A 16,686-nucleotide genomic window follows, 5' to 3' on the forward strand; every position below is an offset into this window, starting at 1 on the left:
TACCGGTATTCGAGCGAGGCGATCGATATTCACATATCGATCGGCTATCCCCAATCCGGAATCGGGGCTGCATCCGCGACCAGGGGCGGACGAGGCTGAAGCCATGTCCCCCATCGCTTTTGCCCTGTTGCTGGCCTGGTGCTCGGCGCTTACCGTCTTCGATATCCGGCAGCGCCGACTGCCCAATGCGCTCACCGCCTCCGGCGCGATGATCATCTTCGGATATGCGCTGTTCACAACACAATTCACAGCCGCGGTGGCCGGTTCGATCTTGTTGGGGATGCCATATTTATTGGTGCACTTGATCGCACCGGCCACACTCGGGGCGGGTGATGTGAAACTGGCCGTGGGGCTGGGCGCGGTCGCCGCGCTCGGCGGTGCACAGGTATGGGTGCGTGCGGCGCTCGTCGCACCCGTTCTGACTGCGACATTCGGGCTCGCCGTATTGGCCCACTGGCGGATTCGGTCCGGTGCTGATCGGGCCGGGCCGCATGCGCTACCCCATGGGCCGGCCATGTGCGTCGCGACGGTGCTGAGCCTGGCGGCGGCATATGGCTAGCCGATGCCGCGACGCCGCCGTGCCGGTCACCACGGCGGGCCGCGTGCCGGAGCACCCCCGTCGACATGGGAAGATGGACAGCGTGTTGCGCTGGATAACTGCCGGAGAATCCCATGGTCCCGCTCTTGTCACCATCCTCGAGGGGATGGTGGCCGGTGTCGAGGTGACGTCCGACGAGATCTCCGCACAGTTGGCGCGCCGTCGGCTCGGGTACGGGCGCGGCGCCCGGATGAAGTTCGAGGCCGATAAGGTCACCGTCATCGGTGGAGTGCGGCACGGGCGCACGATGGGCGGACCGGTGGCCATCGAGATCGCGAACTCCGAGTGGCCGAAGTGGACGACGGTCATGTCCGCGGATCCGGTGGACGAGAGCGAACTCGCCGATATGGCCCGCAACGCACCGCTGACCCGGCCGCGCCCCGGCCATGCCGACTACTCGGGCATGCTCAAGTACAACTTCGACGACGCCCGCAATGTTTTGGAGCGGGCCAGTGCCCGTGAGACCGCCGCGCGCGTCGCGGCCGGCACGGTCGCCAGGAATTTCCTGCGCCAGGCCTTCGGCGTCGAGGTCATCTCGCATGTCGTCTCGATCGGCACTGCCGCCAACACCACCGGCATCGTGCCGACCGCCACCGACTTGGCCGCGATCGACGAGAGTCCGGTGCGCGCGTTCGACAAGGACGCCGAGGCCGCGATGATCGCCGAGATCGAGGCCGCCAAGAAGGACGGCGACACCCTCGGTGGTGTGGTCGAGGTGGTCGTGGACGGGCTACCGGTTGGATTGGGTTCGTTCATCAGTGGCGCGGATCGGCTGGATTCGCGGCTCGCAGGCGCGCTCATGGGAATTCAGGCGATCAAGGGCGTCGAGGTCGGCGACGGTTTCGAAACCGCGCGCCGCCGCGGCAGCCAGGCACATGACGAGATGAAGCCGGGACCGGACGGCGTGCTGCGCTCGACCAACCGTGCCGGCGGTCTCGAGGGCGGTATGACCAATGGCGAGGCGCTGCGCGTGCGCGCCGCGATGAAGCCGATCTCGACGGTGCCACGCGCGCTGTCCACGGTCGATATGACCACTGGCGAGCAGGCCGTCGCCATCCACCAGCGCTCGGATGTCTGTGCTGTGCCCGCCGCGGGTGTGGTCGCGGAGACCATGGTCGCGCTGGTCGTCGCGCAGGCCGCGCTGGAGAAGTTCGGCGGCGATTCGCTGGTCGAGACCGTCGACAACATCACCAGCTACGTCAAGCGCATCGGCACCCGACCACACGTGCCGCAATGATCGTGCAGTCCGATCCGCGCGCACCGCGCGTGGTGCTGGTCGGACCGCCGGGGGCGGGGAAGTCGACGATCGGCCGCAAGCTCGCCAGGGAACTCGGTGTCGAGCTCTACGACACCGATGCCGGAATCGAGCGCGAGACCGGACGCACCATCCCGGAGATCTTCGCCGAGGACGGCGAGCCGGAATTCCGCCGGATCGAGGAGCAGGTGGTGCGCCGCGCCATCCTCGCCGAACGCGGTGTGGTCTCGCTCGGCGGTGGGGCCGTGCTGTCCGAGGACACCAGGGCGCTGCTGCGCAATCGCACCGTGGTGTATCTGGAAATCAGTGTGGCCGAAGGACTTCGACGCACCGGTGCGAGTACGCAGCGACCGCTGCTCAACGGTGCGGATCCGGGTGCGAAATATCGCGAGCTGATGCGCAAGCGCAGACCGCTGTACCGGGAGGTCGCCACGGTGCGGGTGCGCACCGACGGTCGCAGTCCTGGGCGAGTGGTGCGGATGATCATGGCGAAGCTGGGCATGGAATCGGTACTGCCGCAAGAAGCGGAGCCCGACTCGAGCGGAACTACGCCGGACGTCGTAGCGCAGAAACCGCAGGGCAGCAATAGATCCCGAGCCCGGCGCGCCGCCAGGGCCCGGGCGGCCGCGCGCCGCCGGGCCGCCGCACAGGCGGACGGCGCCGAATCCGCGGCGACCGAGCGGCTCGAGCCCACCGGCAAGGTCGCCGCGGCCGGCCGGATCACGAGCGATACCACAACGGTCGATCGCCCCAAGCCCACCGGCAAAATCGCCAATGGCCGTGCCGGTTCCGAAGGATCCGGTGACCCAGCGACACCCGGAAGCCGGTCCCGCCGCACCCGGGCCCGTCGCTCCCGCGCGCGAGCGCTCAAACAATCAGCACGCACAGAATCGGAGCCGAGTACACGTGAGTGAGCGAAGCGAGCGACCCATCAGCCCAGCTGAGCAGCAGCCGACCAGCCCGACCGAGCCGAGTCGCATCGAGGTCCGCACCGCCGATCCGTATCCGGTGATCATCGGCCGCGGCCTGCTCGGCGAGCTCGTCGAGTCGGTCGCCGGCGCGACCACCGGCGTGCGCACCGTCGCGATCTTCCATCAGCCGCCGCTGGCCGAAACCGCCGAGGCGGTGCGCAAGGCCTTGGCCGACACAGGTATCGACGCGCACCGCGTCGAAATTCCCGATGCCGAGGCGGGTAAGGATCTGGCCGTGGCCGGGTTCTGCTGGGAGGTGCTCGGCCGCATCGGCCTGACCCGCAATGATGTGGTGGTATCGCTCGGCGGCGGGGCGGCGACCGATCTGGCCGGATTCGTCGCCGCCACCTGGATGCGCGGAGTGCATATCGTGCATGTGCCGACCACGCTGCTGGCCATGGTCGACGCGGCCGTCGGCGGTAAGACCGGAATCAATACCGAGGCGGGTAAGAATCTCGTCGGCAGCTTCCATGAGCCGGCCGCGGTGCTGGTGGATCTGGCGACCCTGGAGACGGTGCCGCGCAACGAGATCGTCGCGGGAATGGCCGAGATCATCAAGGCCGGTTTCATCGCCGACCCGGTGATCCTGGACCTGGTGGAGCGCGATCCGGAGGCCGCACTCGACCCGACCGGCGATGTGCTGCCCGAATTGATCCGCCGCGCCATCCAGGTGAAGGCCGATGTCGTTGCCGCCGATCTCAAGGAAGCCAGCCTGCGCGAGATCCTCAATTACGGCCACACCCTCGGCCACGCCATCGAGCGCCGCGAGCGCTACCGCTGGCGGCACGGTGCGGCCGTCTCGGTGGGTCTGGTCTTCGCCGCCGAACTCGGCCGCCTCGCCGGTCGCCTCGACGATGCCACCGCCGACCGCCATCGCAGCGTCCTGGCCAGCGTCGGCCTGCCGACCAGCTACGACGCCGACGCCCTCCCGCAACTCCTCGACGCCATGCAGACCGATAAGAAGACCCGCTCCGGTGTGCTGCGCTTCGTGGTCCTCGACGGCCTCGCCAAGCCCGGCCGCCTCGAAGGCCCGGACCCCACCCTGCTGGCCGCCGCCTACTCGGCCATCGCCCGCGAGGACAGCGCCAGCAGCGGCGCGATCCTGCTGTAGTCGCGAACAGCGAAGCGGCGCATCCGATTCGGTCGGTTGCGCCGCTTTTGCGTCACGATCTGGACCGCAGGCACTTGCCGACGGCATCGGCCCGCCCGCTGCGCGGGCGAACTGAGCACCTGAACCGGACTGCGGCCCATATCTGGAAAACGAAGGCGACCCTCGGGCCGTATCGGCCGATGAAGGTCGCCTCCAATCGAATTCGCCAGCGGCTACGCGGGAGTCGCGGCGGCGCCCGGTGCCTGGGGTGCGGACCGATTAGCAGACTTGTTGATCTGGCGGTCGGCGATGATGCGGCCGATACCGATGCCGATGAGGCCCGGAATGAAGACCAGCAGGACGATGAAGGACGCGCCCGCGGTCAACTCGAAGAGCAGGCCGTTATCGCCGAGATCGAAGCGGGGCAGCCAGTCGAGCAGCCACGAAACCGCACCGCTGCCCAGACCCGCGGCAGCCGCGGTCTTCAGCCACAGGATGGTGAGGTCGGAGCCGTGCTCCGGATCCGGATGGACCTCACGGTCCTTGCGGCCATCCAGCACACCCCAGAACACGACTGCGGCGAGCAGCACCACCAGGCACAGCGGTCGCATCCAACCGCCCTGGGTCGGCCAGTACACCATCGCGAATCCCAACGCGGCACGCAGGAAAACGACCAGCGCACCGAGCCCGATGGCCCGCAACACCCAACCATTCATGGTCAACACCATAGCCTCGAGTCGGCCGGATCCAAATGAGAACCGGTTACAGATTTATCGCCGCGGCCATTTCCGCGTGCGGAGCCGGGCGGCCGGTGAACTGTTCGACCTGCCCGTAGGCCTGGTTCAGCAGCATCTCCAGCCCGCCCACCACGGTGTGCTCCGCCCGCGCGACCGCAACGGCCAGCGGCGTCGGCCACGGCTTGTAGATCGCGTCGAGCACCACCGGCGCTGCCGCCACCGCCTCGGCGACGACCGCTGCCGCCTCGGCCGGGATCGTGCTCACCACGGCACCGGCATCCGCGCACGCCGCGCGCAATGCGTCTTTGTCGAAGCCGATCACGGCGGTGGTCATACCGAGCTGCTGCGCGAGATCCACTGCGTTGCGCGCCCTTCCGGCATCGCGGGCGACGACGGTCACCGCCTTCGCACCGAGTTCGGACAACGCGAGCAGCGCCGGACGTGCGGTTCCGCCCGCACCGAGTACGACGGCCTCGGCCAACTCGTCGACACCACCACCACGCAACGCGCCGAGCACACCGTCGACGTCGGTGCAGTCGGCACGCCATCCCTGCGAACCGATCCGAACCAAGGTGTTCGCCGAGCCCACCAGCACCGCCCGTTCGGTGCGTTCGCTCGCATATGCCAGCGCGGCCTCTTTACCCGGCATGGTCACCGAAAGCCCGACCCATTCCGGCCCGAGCCCATCGACCAGACCGGGCAACTCCTCGGCCGAACATTCGATCCGCTCATAGGTCCAATCGAGCCCGAGCGCACGGTAGGCCGCCAGATGCAGCTGCGGCGACCGCGAATGCGCGATCGGCTTACCGAGCACGGCCGCCTTGCGGGGTTCCGTCATCGCCTCACCGCCCACTGTCGAGAATTCCGCTCTGCCTGGCCTTTTCGATATTGCGCAGATGTTCGCTGTAGCTCTCGGTGAACAAGGTGGTCCCCTGTTTGTCGACAGTCACGAAGTACAACCACGTCCCCGGCTCGGGATTCTCCACGGCGCGCAACGCATTCAACGATGGCGCGGAGATCGGGGTGGCCGGCAGTCCCGGCATGGCGTAGGTATTCCACGGCGTGCGCTTGGCACGGTCGGTGTCGGTGGTCGCGACCTCGGTGCGGTCCAGTGCGTAGTTCACTGTCGAGTCGAACTGCAGTGGCTGGTTGTCCGCAAGCCGGTTCACGATCACCCGCGCCACCTTGCCCATATCCTGCGGCAGCGCTTCGCGTTCCACCAGTGAGGCGGCGATCAGGGTCTGGTACGGATTCAGCTTCGTCTCGGCGCCGGACTGCAGCAGGCCAGTCGACTCGTAGCTGCGCGCGCTCGCACTCACCAGCTGCTTCAGAATCTGCTCCGGCGAACCACTGGGATCGAAATCCCAGGTGCCCGCGGCGATAAGACCTTCCAGCTGCCTGGTGCGGTCGGGTACGTCACGCACCCGCTGCTCGGCCCAGCTCGGCACGCCGAGGGCGGTCAGATCCGCACCCGCACCGGCTGCATCGAGTTGGTCGTAGGTGAGGCACTTCTGATTCGTACCGGTGCCGACGCAGCTGGCGTCGGCGATCTTGCGGTAGATGCCGTCCTTGCGCGAGCCGGTATTCACGTCCTGCTGGTCGTGTAGCTGCCGTCCCTCGGAGACGACCAGATTGCCGACCCGCGAACTCTTGCCGAGCAGTGCCGTCACCGCCTGCGTGGACGGGCTGTGACTCGGGATCGCGTAGTAGCCGGGCTGCACCGAATTCATATTCGAATTGCGCACGGCCGCTTGAAAGAAGGCCTCACTGCTCGCGACGATGCCCTTCTTGTGCATCTCCTCCGCGATCTGGTTCGACGTATCGCCCGGATGGACCTGCACCACCACCAGCGGTCCGACCGGACCCGCGAAATCCTCGGGCGCGCCGAACATCTTGACCACTTTCATCCCCGCGAATACCGCGGCGCCGGCGAACAGCGCCACGAATAGCGCACCGATCAGCCACAGATTCCGGCGGCGCTTCTTGCGCTCGGCGGCCTTGCGAGAGGCCGCCCGGGACCGCCGGCCGCGCGAGGGCGCACCGCGCCGACGCTCCGAGCGGGACTCCGCACGCTCCTCGTCTGTCCGACTACCGCCGCGCTCGGACCTGGCCCGCCCGGACCGCGCCGACGCGGCACCTGAGCGTCCGCCGCCCAGCCCGTCACCGCGAGACCGCCGCGGCTCCGCTTCCTCGGCCCGCTGCGGACGCCCACGCCGCGGTTCCCCACGCTCGGCCCGCTGCGGGGCCGCCCGCCGCGAACGCTCGGCCGCCAGCACCTCCTCGTGATCTTCGTCGGTGTAGCGCGGAATGACCGTGGTGTCGTCGTCGTAGTCTTCCCATGCCTGGTCGTTTCGCCGGTAACGCCGCTCAGCCTCGCGCTGACGGAAACGTTCCTCGGCTCGCGCCCATCGATCCGTCATGCACCGTCTCCGGACTCAGACGCCGCTTCGGCCGACTTCAACACCGCACTCCGTTCGTCCAACCATCCCTGCAGGATCGCTACGGCGGCCGCCTGATCGATCACCTGCCGCTGGCCACGCGCGCGAACTCCACTGTCCCGCAATGCGCGTGCAGCTGACACCGTAGTCAAACGTTCGTCGGAAAGTCGGATAGGCACGGGTGCTATGACTGCACGCAAACGCTCCGCGAACGCCATCGCCGCATCGGCTGCGGTCCCCTTTTCCCCGCGCAATGTCCGTGGCAGACCAACGATGACCTCGACGGCCTCGTATTCCCGCACAATTTCGGCAATTCTGAAAATGTCGCTTGCCGGTCCGGGCGCGCGCTTACTCGGCTTCGCGCGCGCCACCGTTTCCACGGGCGTGGCGAGCATGCCGTCCGGGTCGCTGGAGGCAACCCCGATTCGGACACTGCCGACATCGATGCCGATCCGCCTGCCGCGGCCGGGATCGGTGTCGGGCGAGGGACGATGACTCTCCGAGTCGCCCATCACCCGGTCGGAGCGGCTACCCGGGCACGGACCGCGGCCAGACCGACTTCGATACCCGAGGGGTCCGACCCGGCGCCCTGCGCCATCTCCGGCTTGCCGCCGCCGCGACCGGAAATACTCGGGCCGAAGCTGGCGACCAGATCGCCGGCCTTGAAGCCGAGATCCTGCGCGCTCTTGTTGACCGTCACGACGAAGGGCACCTTGCCATCGGCATTGCCGAGCAGCACGACGACCGCAGGTTCGGTGCCGAACCGGCCACGGATATCGGTGGCGAGGGTGCGCAGGTCACCGGCGGAGACACCTTCGGGCGCGGCCGCGGCCACCAACAGCACGCTGCCGACCCGCTCGGCCTCGTCCACGAACTTGGCCGCCGAGGCGAGCACAGTGGCGATCTTGGTGCGCTCGAGCTCCTTCTCGGCCACCTTCAGCCGCTCCACGAGCTGCTCGACGCGCGCAGGAACCTCCTCCGAAGGCACCTTCAGCGAGGACGCGACACCGGCCAGCAGCGCGCGCTCCTTCGCCAGATACTTATAGGAGTCCAGGCCGACGAAGGCCTCCACACGTCGCTTGCCGGAACCGATCGCCGATTCGCCGAGCACGGTGATCGGGCCGATCTGCGAGGAATGCTGTACGTGCGTACCACCGCACAGCTCCATCGAGAACGGTCCGCCGATCTCCACCACGCGTACCTCGTCGCCGTAGTTCTCGCCGAACAGCGCGAGCGCGCCCATCTGCTTGGCCTTGGGCAGATCGGTGACGAAGGTGTTCACGGGGAAGTCCGAGCCGACCGCGTCATTGGAGACGGCCTCTATATCGGCCTTCTGCTGTTCGGAAAGCTGGCCCTGCCAGTTGAAGTCGAAGCGCAGATAGCCGGGCTTGTTCAGCGAACCGGCCTGCACGGCGTTCGGGCCGAGCACCTGCCGCAGCGCGGCATGCACCATGTGCGTGCCGGAATGGCCTTGGGTGGCGCCATGGCGCCAGGCCGGATCGGCTTGGGCGAGTACGATATCGCCCTCGGTGATCTGGCCCTGTTCGACCGTGGTCTTGTGCACCCACAGCTTCTTGGCGATCTTCTGCACATCGTTGACGCGCAATTTGAGGGCTTGGGCCGTAATGGTGCCGCGATCGGCAATCTGCCCACCGGACTCCGCGTACAGCGGGCTGCGGTCCAGGATCACCTCGACATCCTGGCCGATGGTGGCGGTCGGCACCCGGACACCGTCGACGATCAGCGCGAGGACGTGCGCCTCGGAGGTCAGCTCGTCGAAGCCGGTGAATTCCGTTGCGCCGCGGTCGACCAACTCCTTGTAGATGGACAGATCGACATGTCCGTGCTTGCGCGCCTGCGCATCCTCCTTGGCCATCTTCCGCTGCTCGGCCATGAGCGAGCGGAAGCCCTCCTCGTCGACCGACAGTCCGGCCTCGGCTGCCATCTCCAGGGTCAGCTCGATCGGGAAGCCGTAGGTATCGTGCAGTTTGAAGGCGTCCGAACCCGGAATCGTCTTGCCGCCCTTGGCCGCAACCTCATCGACGGCATCCGCGAACAGCCGGGAGCCGGTATTGAGCGTCTTGAGGAACGCGGTCTCCTCACCCACCGCGACATTCTCGATCCGCGCGAAGTCGGTGGCCAGTTCCGGATACGACGGCGACATCAGCTCGCTGACGACCTCCATGAATTCGCCGATCACCGGCTTGTCCGCGCCGAGCAGCCGGGCCGAGCGCACAATTCGGCGCAGCAGGCGGCGCAGCACATAGCCACGGCCCTCGTTGCCCGGGTTGACGCCATCGGCGATCAGCATGGCCGAGGTGCGGGCATGGTCGGCGATGACGCGGAAGCGGCGGTCGTCCTCGTGTTCGACCCCGTAGGACCGGCCGGTCAACTCCTCGGCCTTATCGATGATCGGGCGCAGCAGGTCGGTCTCGTAGACGTTGTCGACGCCCTGCAGCAGCAACGCGATGCGCTCGACGCCCATACCGGTATCGATATTCTTCTTGGGCAGCGATCCGACCGGCGGGTAGCCGAGCTTGGGGCTCTGCTCACCGCGGATGTCCTGCATGAAGACCAGATTCCAGATCTCCAGATAGCGGTCCTCGTCGGCGACCGGGCCGCCGTCCCTACCGTATTCGGGGCCGCGGTCGTAGTAGATCTCCGAACACGGGCCGCCCGGGCCGGGCACACCCATATCCCAGTAGTTGTCCTTGCCGTCGCGGAACTGGATCCGCTCCTTCGGGATGCCCGCGACGCGGTGCCAGATCTCGGCGGCCTCCGGATCGGATTCGTAGGCCGTCACCCAGATCCGCTCCGGATCGAAGCCGTAGCCGCCGTCCTCCTGCGACTTGCTGATCAACTCCCAGGCGAGGGTGATGGCGCCCTCCTTGAAGTAGTCACCGAAGGAGAAGTTGCCCGCCATCTGGAAGAAGGTGTTGTGCCGGGTGGTGACGCCGACCTCTTCGATATCGCCGGTGCGGACGCATTTCTGCACACTGGTCGCACGCGGGAACGGCGGCGCCTCCTGGCCCAAGAAATACGGCTTGAACTGAACCATGCCCGCGTTGACGAACAACAGGGTCGGGTCGGCCAGGATCAGCGAGGCACTGGGCACCTCGGTGTGTCCGGCACGGACAAAATGGTCCAGGAATCGCCGTCGGATCTCGTGGGTCTGCACAGATATCCAGCCTACCGGTGCCCCGCATCCCCTTTTTCAGCGACCGGGGTGGTTCACGTGCGCTGACGGGGCCGACCCGGAACCGGTCTGCGGCGAAGTGAGCGTTTATCTTCCGCGGACGATTCTGCGCAGCTTCTCGACGCGGCGCTGGATATCGCGTTCGACGCCGTGGTCGGTCGGGGTGTAGTAGTCGCGGCCGACGATTTCGTCGGGCGGATACTGCTGGGCCAGTACGCCGTCCGGGTCGTCGTGCGGATATTTGTAGCCCTGGGCGTTGCCGAGGGCGGCGGCTCCCGCGTAGTGGCCGTCGCGTAGATGTGCCGGGACCGCACCCGCCTTGCCTGCCGAAATGTCGGCGAGGGCAGCGCCGAGGGCAGCGGGCACGGCACCGGATTTGGGGGCCGTGGCCAGGTGAATCGTCGCGTGGGTCAGGGTGAGTTGAGCCTCGGGCATGCCGATCAGCTGCACGACGTGCGCCGCCGCGACGGCGGTCTGCAGCGCCATCGGATCGGCCATGCCGATATCCTCGCTCGCCGAGATCACCAGGCGGCGGGCGATGAAGCGGGGGTCCTCGCCCGCGCTGAGCATGCGGGCCAGGTAGTGCAGTGCCGCATCGACATCCGAGCCGCGGATCGACTTGATGAAGGCGCTCACCACGTCGTAGTGCTGGTCACCGGCACGGTCGTAGCGCACGGCCGCCTTGTCCACGCTGGCCTCGACCAGATCCACATCGACGGTGCCGTCCAACGAGGATTCTGCCGATGCCTCCAGCGCGGTGAGCGCCCGGCGCGCGTCACCAGCCGCGATCCGCACGATGTGCTCGAGCGCGGCCTCGGTCACCGTGTACGCGCCGCCGTAACCACGCGGGTCCGCGAGCGCACGGTCGAGCACCAGCCGGATATCAGCCGCGGTGAGCGACTGCAATTGCAGTACCAGCGAGCGCGACAACAACGGCGAGACCACCGAGAACGACGGATTCTCGGTCGTAGCGCCGACCAGCAGCACGATCCGGTTCTCCACCGCGGCCAGCAACGCGTCCTGCTGGGTCTTGGAGAAGCGGTGCACCTCGTCGATGAACAGCACGGTCTGCTCGCCCGCGGTGAGACGGCGGCGGGCCACATCGATGACCGCACGCACTTCCTTCACCCCGGCCGACAAGGCCGACAGCGCCTCGAAGCGCCGACCGGTGGCCTGCGAAATCAGCGACGCCAGCGTCGTCTTGCCGGTTCCCGGCGGCCCGTACAGCAGCACCGACGCCGCGCCTGACCCCTCGATCAACCGCCGTAGCGGCGAGCCGGGCCCGAGCAGATGCTGTTGGCCGACCACCTCGTCCAATGTCGCGGGCCGCATCCGCACCGCCAGCGGCGCACCGGCATCGCGGCGCACCACACTGTCGATGGAGTGTCCGGTCGGCACCTCGTCGCCGGGCACGTCGAATAGACCTTCGCTCACACCGAGCACGTTACCGAGGAGCACCGACAGCGCCGGGTCGTGTACCGATTTGCCTCGCGGACCGTGGATCGGCTGTGATCGCAGCCGTGGCTGAAAACGTCGTCGTTCCGGATTTCGAGCCTTTCGCTCGACGCACTCTGCTCAAGGGTGGTGCCGCGGCGACTGTCGCCGCATTCGCGGTCGCCACGCCCGCACGCGCCGAGGGACCGGTATTCCGTCACGGCGTCGCCTCGGGTGATCCGCTGCCGAACGGCGTGATCATCTGGACTCGCGTCACCGTCTCCGACGACGCGACGCCCGGTTCCGGCATCGGCGAAACCGCGGCGGTGCACTGGGAACTGGCCGCCGATGAGCGCTTCGCATCCGTGATCGCATCCGGAATGGCCACGGCCACAGCAGATTACGATCACACAGTCAAGATCGATGTGACCGATCTGCAGCCCGGCAGCGCGTACTTCTACCGCTTCACCGCATTCGGCGTGCACTCCCCCGTCGGCCGCACCCGAACCGCCCCGGCCATCTCCGCGGCGGTCGATCGCCTGCGCTTCGGCGTGGTGTCCTGCTCGAACTGGGAGGCCGGATACTTCGGTGCGTACCGGCATCTGGCCAACCGCACCGACCTCGACGCGATCGTGCACCTCGGCGACTACATCTACGAATACGGCCGCGGCAGATACGGCGGACGCACCGGTGCGGTGCGTCCGCACGAGCCTGCCGATGAAATCGTCACCCTCGCCGACTATCGCATCCGGCACGCGCAGTACAAGACCGATCCGGATCTGCTCGCGCTGCACGCGCGAGTGCCGTTCATCTGCACCTGGGATGATCACGAATTCGCGGACAATGCCTGGTCCGGCGGTGCGAACAACCACGATCCGGCCACCGAGGGCGACTGGCAGCAGCGCCGCGCCGCCTCGGCCCGCGCATATCTCGAGTGGATGCCGGTCCGGGGGAGCAGTTCGGGGGCCGACGTCCAGATCTATCGACGGCTGCGTTTCGGCAACCTCGCCGAGTTGTCCATGCTCGACCTGCGCAGCTACCGCGATCAGGAGGTCGACCCGGTCGCGGGCTGGCGCGCGGTCGACAACCCGGTGCGCACCATCACCGGCAAGGCCCAAATGGATTGGCTCACTGCCGGTTTGGCATCCGCGCCGGTGCAGTGGAAGCTCGTCGGCAATTCGGTGATGATCGCGCCGCTGGTGTTCCCGCCGCTGGAACCGGCGACCACGGAGGCCATCACGACCATGATGGGTGTGCCGCGATCCGGCGTTCCGGCCAACGCCGACCAGTGGGACGGCTACACCGCCGACCGTCGCACACTGTTCCAGTCGATCACCGACCAGCAGGTCGGCGATGTCGTCTTCCTGACCGGTGATATCCACTCCTCATGGGCCGCCGACCTGCCCGTCGACCCGGCGAATTATCCGGGTGGGCCGACGGTGGGCACGGAATTCGTGGTCCCGTCGGTGACCTCGTCGAGTCTGGGCGAGCTGCTGAAGGCGCCGCCGCGCACGGTCGCGGTCCCGGTCGAGGAGTCCGTCAAGGGGACGAATCGGCATCTACGGTATGTCGAGATGGAGTCGCACGGCTACGGCGTCCTGGAGGTCACCCCGGCGCAGGCGCAGATGGACTGGTTCTACGTCACCGATGTCGCCGATCCCAATTCCGGCGTGCGTCACGGTGCTTCGTTCGCCGTTCGTTCCGGTGGGCGCGTCGAGCCACGCCCGGGACCGGTCGCCTGACCGCGCGGAAGGTCTGCATCGGCACGACTTGCGAGACTCCACGCGATTCCAGGAGCAGAATTTTCTCGCGAAAGGTTGTCGATTTCCGTCGAGCTCGATCGTCGGAACGAATACGACGGCCCGATCGGCGGGCCGGCGCAACCCGAAGGAGCGAGATCATGAGCCAGTACCTGGTGCTGATTTACGAGGACGAAAACGCGTACGCGGCCGCATCGGAGCAGGTCATGGGCGAGGTCTACCAGGCGCACGTGACATTCCAGGAGATCGCGGGCGACGCCGTTCAGGGCGGCAACGCACTCCAGCCGACCGCCACCGCCACCTCCATCCGGCAGAAGGACGACGGCGATTTCACCGTGACCGATGCCCCGTTCGCCGAGGCCAAGGAGGCGCTCGGCGGCTACTACCTGATCGAGGCCGCGGATCTCGACGCCGCGATCGCAGTGGCCAAGCAGGTGCCCGCCCGATTCGGCGGCGTCGAGGTGCGCCCGATCATGACTTTCGAATAGCCCTGTGCCGATCGATACCGATGCGGCTGCCGCCGTCGACCAGGCGCACCGTCGCGAGTGGGCCTTCGTGCTCGCCGCGACGGTGCGGCTGGTCCGCGATTTCGACCTCGCCGAAGAATGCGTCCAGGACGCCTACGCGCGGGCACTCACCGAGTGGGCCGCGCACGGCGTTCCCGCCAAGCCCGGCGCCTGGCTGACCACCGTCGCCCGCCGCCGCGGCCTCGACCTGCTGCGTCGCGATGCGACCATGCAGCGCGCACTACCCATGCTGGTCACCGACCAGGCCGACGACACCGCCGAGCTCGCACTCGCGGAACTGGATTCGGCATCGGCCATTCCCGATGACCGGTTGCGCCTGATCAGCACCTGCTGCCACCCGGCACTGGCACGCGAGGCCCGGGTGGCGCTGACCCTGCGTCTGGTCTGCGGTGTCACCACCGCCGAGGTCGCCCGTGCCTTCCTCACCAGCGAATCGACCATGGCGGCCCGAATCACGCGTGCCAAGAAGAAGATCGCGGTGGCGCGCATCCCGTATCGGGTGCCATCGGTGCGCGAACTCCCCGACCGGCTCGATGCCATCTGCGCGGTCATCCACCTGCTGTTCACCACCGGTCACACCGCGCCGTCGGGTGACGCGCTGGTGCGTGCCGATCTGGTCGGTCGGGCGCTCCAACTTGCGCGAATGATGCAGGCGCTCGTCCCGGACGACCCTTCCGTCACCGGCCTCCTGGCCCTGATCCTGCTCACCGATGCGCGACGCGCCGCCCGAGTGGATGCCGAAGGCAGACTGTGCACTCTCGAGCACCAAGATCGCTCCCGCTGGGATCGAGCGGCCATCGCCGAGGGCATCGCCTTGGTGAAAACCGCTCTGCCACATACGGATCGGTACACCCTGCAAGCCGCCATCGCCGCCGTCCACGACGAGGCACCGTCCTGGGCGGAAACCGACTGGCGTGAGATCACCGGCCTGTACGCACTCCTGCTCCGGATCTGGCCCGCACCCGTGGCGCGCCTCAATCACGCGGTAGCAGTGGGCCTTTCCGGCAACCCGAGCCGAGCCCTCACCCTACTCGACGCTCTCGCCGCCGAACCGTCCCTCGCCACCTACGGCTACCTCGAAGCCTCCCGCGCGGCCTTCCTCACCCAATTGGGCCGCACTACCGAAGCCGCCCGAGCCTACGAATCCGCGCTACTCCTAACCGAAAACACCATAGAGCGAGCCCACCTCGAATCCCGCCTAACCGACCTCACGGCCTGAGTCAGCCGAGTAGGAGCGCGCGGTCTCCTGTTCTCACCCGGACTGATAACCCCACACTCCCTCTGGCGGAGATGCCCTCGCCACAAAAGGTGCGCGGACGACGAAGTCGCGTCGACTACGCCGGGTCCCAAGCCAACGCGGACCCGAAACCTACTCCGACCAGCGCTCTTCGAGCATCGCCGACACATCCTCGGCGAAATCCCCGACCGCGTCGTCGCCGGTGCAGCGTGCGTCTTCCGCCAGGGCGGCCCAGCGATTGATCAGGGCCTCCGAGCGCGGAACGGAGAGGCCGTGTTCGCGGGCGGCGGCGATGCGGGTGTGGTCGGCGGGCAGGAACCAGTAGGTGGTGAGCCAGACCCAGATGAGGCGGGCTTCCAGGATGCGTTCGGCCAGTACGGCGTCGTCGGCCAGGGCGGGCCAGACGCCGACGACCTCGGCGCGCCACGCCTCGACCATTTGCTTGGCGCGCTCGCGGGACAGTTCGAAGTCACAGAGGCAGCCGGGGAAGGACACCAGCGCGTAGGCGATGTCGAGGGTGGCGTCGCGGTAGCCACCCCATTCGTAGTCGAGGAAGCGTGCGCCCTCTTCGTTGAGGATCACGTTGTCCGGGCACAGGTCCGAGGGGCTGAATGCGCGGAAGCGCCCCGCGGAGAACAAGCGATTGCCTCGGACGATCCGCTCGGCGATCTCACCGGGCACCTCGATACCGAGTTCGCGCTGCAGCATGCCGGGCACCTCGGAGATGGCGGCCTCGGCCTGTTGCGCGATGCCGTCGACCCGGTGCACCACATCCACCCGGCGCAGCAGCGCGACGAAATCCGCTTCGCGCCCGACGGTTGCCGCATGCATCCGACCCAGCGCCTGCGCGAAGGCCATGAGCGCGTTGCGCGTCGCCGGTTCCACACCGGATTGCAGCACCTGCGTCATCCGGGCGTTCTCCCCGAGATCACTCAGGACGAGCAGCCGGTCCGGGAGGCTGTGCGCGATCAGGTATGCACCGGGCCGCTGTTCGCGGCTCAGCGCGGTAGTGAACTGATACGACACGGCCTCGCGTAGAAACGCGGAGTCGATGCTGGCGACGCCGGGCGCTAGACCACCCGTCGTGCGGTCCGCCGCGGATCCGCGAACCTGCTTGACGATGAGCGTCCGGGGTAGGGAGAAGGCGTTCTCTGAAACACGCACGCGTAGGACCGTCGTCCTACCACTACCGCTGAGTTCCATCGGATCGCTCAGCTTTACCGGAGCACCCATTCGCTTTGTGAGCAACTGCTGTGCTGCGGACACGACTTCGGCGGCGCGTTCGGCCAATAGTGCGGTCATCGCTAATCAAGCTACTCGCACCGGGTCACTTCTAGCGAGCGGTTACACAACCTTTCCGCGTCGTTCGGCGTGTCTGCGTCAAGGTTGCGGAACGGGCGCTGGTTGCTTGACACCATTGCGGCTGTCCGGTTTTCTCATCGT

General features: G+C 67.5%; 13 protein-coding genes and 1 pseudogene. 7 read left to right on the plus strand and 7 right to left on the minus strand.

Going from position 1 to position 16,686, the window contains the following annotated elements; genetic code table 11:
* The first annotated feature begins 103 nt into the window (after positions 1-103).
* The 4 genes and pseudogenes from ACIBW7_RS07925 (at position 104) to aroB (ending at position 3,935) form a co-directional block, all read left to right on the plus strand.
* The gene (locus tag ACIBW7_RS07925; RefSeq protein WP_397045215.1) at positions 104-559 is read left to right on the plus strand and encodes a prepilin peptidase; all 456 of its coding nucleotides are present in this window, start codon (positions 104-106) and stop codon (positions 557-559) included.
* Positions 560-641: 82 nt separating this feature from the next.
* Positions 642-1,835, plus strand: a complete 1,194-nt coding sequence (gene aroC, locus ACIBW7_RS07930) for a chorismate synthase (protein WP_397045763.1) — start codon at positions 642-644, stop codon at positions 1,833-1,835.
* Positions 1,832-2,350, plus strand: a pseudogene (locus tag ACIBW7_RS07935) (shikimate kinase); the annotation flags it as partial. The gene aroC and the pseudogene ACIBW7_RS07935, both read left to right, overlap by 4 nt.
* Positions 2,351-2,759: 409 nt before the next feature.
* The gene (gene aroB, locus ACIBW7_RS07940; RefSeq protein ID WP_397045217.1) at positions 2,760-3,935 is read left to right on the plus strand and encodes a 3-dehydroquinate synthase; all 1,176 of its coding nucleotides are present in this window, start codon (positions 2,760-2,762) and stop codon (positions 3,933-3,935) included.
* Between the two features lie 212 nt (positions 3,936-4,147).
* Here aroB and ACIBW7_RS07945 read toward each other — a convergent pair whose 3' ends face one another.
* The 6 genes from ACIBW7_RS07945 to ACIBW7_RS07970 form a co-directional block, all read right to left on the minus strand.
* The gene (locus ACIBW7_RS07945) at positions 4,148-4,630 is read right to left on the minus strand and encodes a B-4DMT family transporter (protein WP_397045219.1); all 483 of its coding nucleotides are present in this window, start codon (positions 4,628-4,630) and stop codon (positions 4,148-4,150) included.
* A gap of 46 nt (positions 4,631-4,676) precedes the next feature.
* Entirely contained in the window at positions 4,677-5,489 is an 813-nt protein-coding gene (locus ACIBW7_RS07950) for a shikimate dehydrogenase (protein ID WP_397045221.1), read from the minus strand.
* 4 nt (positions 5,490-5,493) lie between these two features.
* Positions 5,494-7,071, minus strand: coding sequence for an endolytic transglycosylase MltG (gene mltG, locus ACIBW7_RS07955; RefSeq protein WP_397045222.1), 1,578 nt, complete (start codon positions 7,069-7,071; stop codon positions 5,494-5,496).
* The gene (ruvX, locus tag ACIBW7_RS07960; RefSeq protein WP_397045224.1) at positions 7,068-7,601 is read right to left on the minus strand and encodes a Holliday junction resolvase RuvX; all 534 of its coding nucleotides are present in this window, start codon (positions 7,599-7,601) and stop codon (positions 7,068-7,070) included. Before ruvX ends, mltG begins: the two co-directional genes overlap by 4 nt.
* Positions 7,601-10,267, minus strand: coding sequence for an alanine--tRNA ligase (alaS, locus tag ACIBW7_RS07965; RefSeq protein ID WP_397045226.1), 2,667 nt, complete (start codon positions 10,265-10,267; stop codon positions 7,601-7,603). Before alaS ends, ruvX begins: the two co-directional genes overlap by 1 nt.
* A 105-nt stretch (positions 10,268-10,372) precedes the next feature.
* A complete protein-coding gene (locus ACIBW7_RS07970; protein ID WP_397045228.1) occupies positions 10,373-11,719 on the minus strand; it encodes a replication-associated recombination protein A in 1,347 nt (448 codons plus the stop codon).
* Between the two features lie 86 nt (positions 11,720-11,805).
* Between ACIBW7_RS07970 and ACIBW7_RS07975 the strand changes: the two genes are divergently transcribed.
* The 3 genes from ACIBW7_RS07975 (at position 11,806) to ACIBW7_RS07985 (ending at position 15,225) form a co-directional block, all read left to right on the plus strand.
* Complete coding sequence (locus ACIBW7_RS07975) at positions 11,806-13,461, plus strand: alkaline phosphatase D family protein (protein WP_397045230.1); 1,656 nt, start codon at positions 11,806-11,808, stop codon at positions 13,459-13,461.
* A 158-nt stretch (positions 13,462-13,619) separates the two neighbouring features.
* Entirely contained in the window at positions 13,620-13,967 is a 348-nt protein-coding gene (locus ACIBW7_RS07980) for a YciI family protein (RefSeq protein ID WP_397045231.1), read from the plus strand.
* A 4-nt stretch (positions 13,968-13,971) separates the two neighbouring features.
* Positions 13,972-15,225 (plus strand): RNA polymerase sigma factor, encoded by a 1,254-nt coding sequence (locus ACIBW7_RS07985; RefSeq protein WP_397045233.1) that lies wholly within the window; start codon positions 13,972-13,974, stop codon positions 15,223-15,225.
* A gap of 150 nt (positions 15,226-15,375) precedes the next feature.
* Here the strand turns inward: ACIBW7_RS07985 and ACIBW7_RS07990 are convergent, their stop codons facing one another.
* Positions 15,376-16,545, minus strand: coding sequence for a phosphotransferase family protein (locus ACIBW7_RS07990; RefSeq protein WP_397045235.1), 1,170 nt, complete (start codon positions 16,543-16,545; stop codon positions 15,376-15,378).
* Between the last annotated feature and the right edge of the window lie 141 nt (positions 16,546-16,686).

The sequence above is a fragment of the Nocardia sp. NPDC049526 genome (genome assembly GCF_044465765.1).
In the GTDB taxonomy this organism is placed as follows: Bacteria; Actinomycetota; Actinomycetes; order Mycobacteriales; family Mycobacteriaceae; genus Nocardia.

Coding starts and splice junctions, on each gene's coding strand:
- mltG (WP_397045222.1), bottom strand. CDS start 7,071: ATGACGGATCGATGGGCGCGAGCCGAGGAACGTTTCCGTCAGCGCGAG.
- ACIBW7_RS07950 (WP_397045221.1), bottom strand. CDS start 5,489: ATGACGGAACCCCGCAAGGCGGCCGTGCTCGGTAAGCCGATCGCGCAT.
- ruvX (WP_397045224.1), bottom strand. CDS start 7,601: ATGGGCGACTCGGAGAGTCATCGTCCCTCGCCCGACACCGATCCCGGC.
- ACIBW7_RS07980 (WP_397045231.1), top strand. CDS start 13,620: ATGAGCCAGTACCTGGTGCTGATTTACGAGGACGAAAACGCGTACGCG.
- ACIBW7_RS07925 (WP_397045215.1), top strand. CDS start 104: ATGTCCCCCATCGCTTTTGCCCTGTTGCTGGCCTGGTGCTCGGCGCTT.
- ACIBW7_RS07990 (WP_397045235.1), bottom strand. CDS start 16,545: ATGACCGCACTATTGGCCGAACGCGCCGCCGAAGTCGTGTCCGCAGCA.
- ACIBW7_RS07945 (WP_397045219.1), bottom strand. CDS start 4,630: ATGAATGGTTGGGTGTTGCGGGCCATCGGGCTCGGTGCGCTGGTCGTT.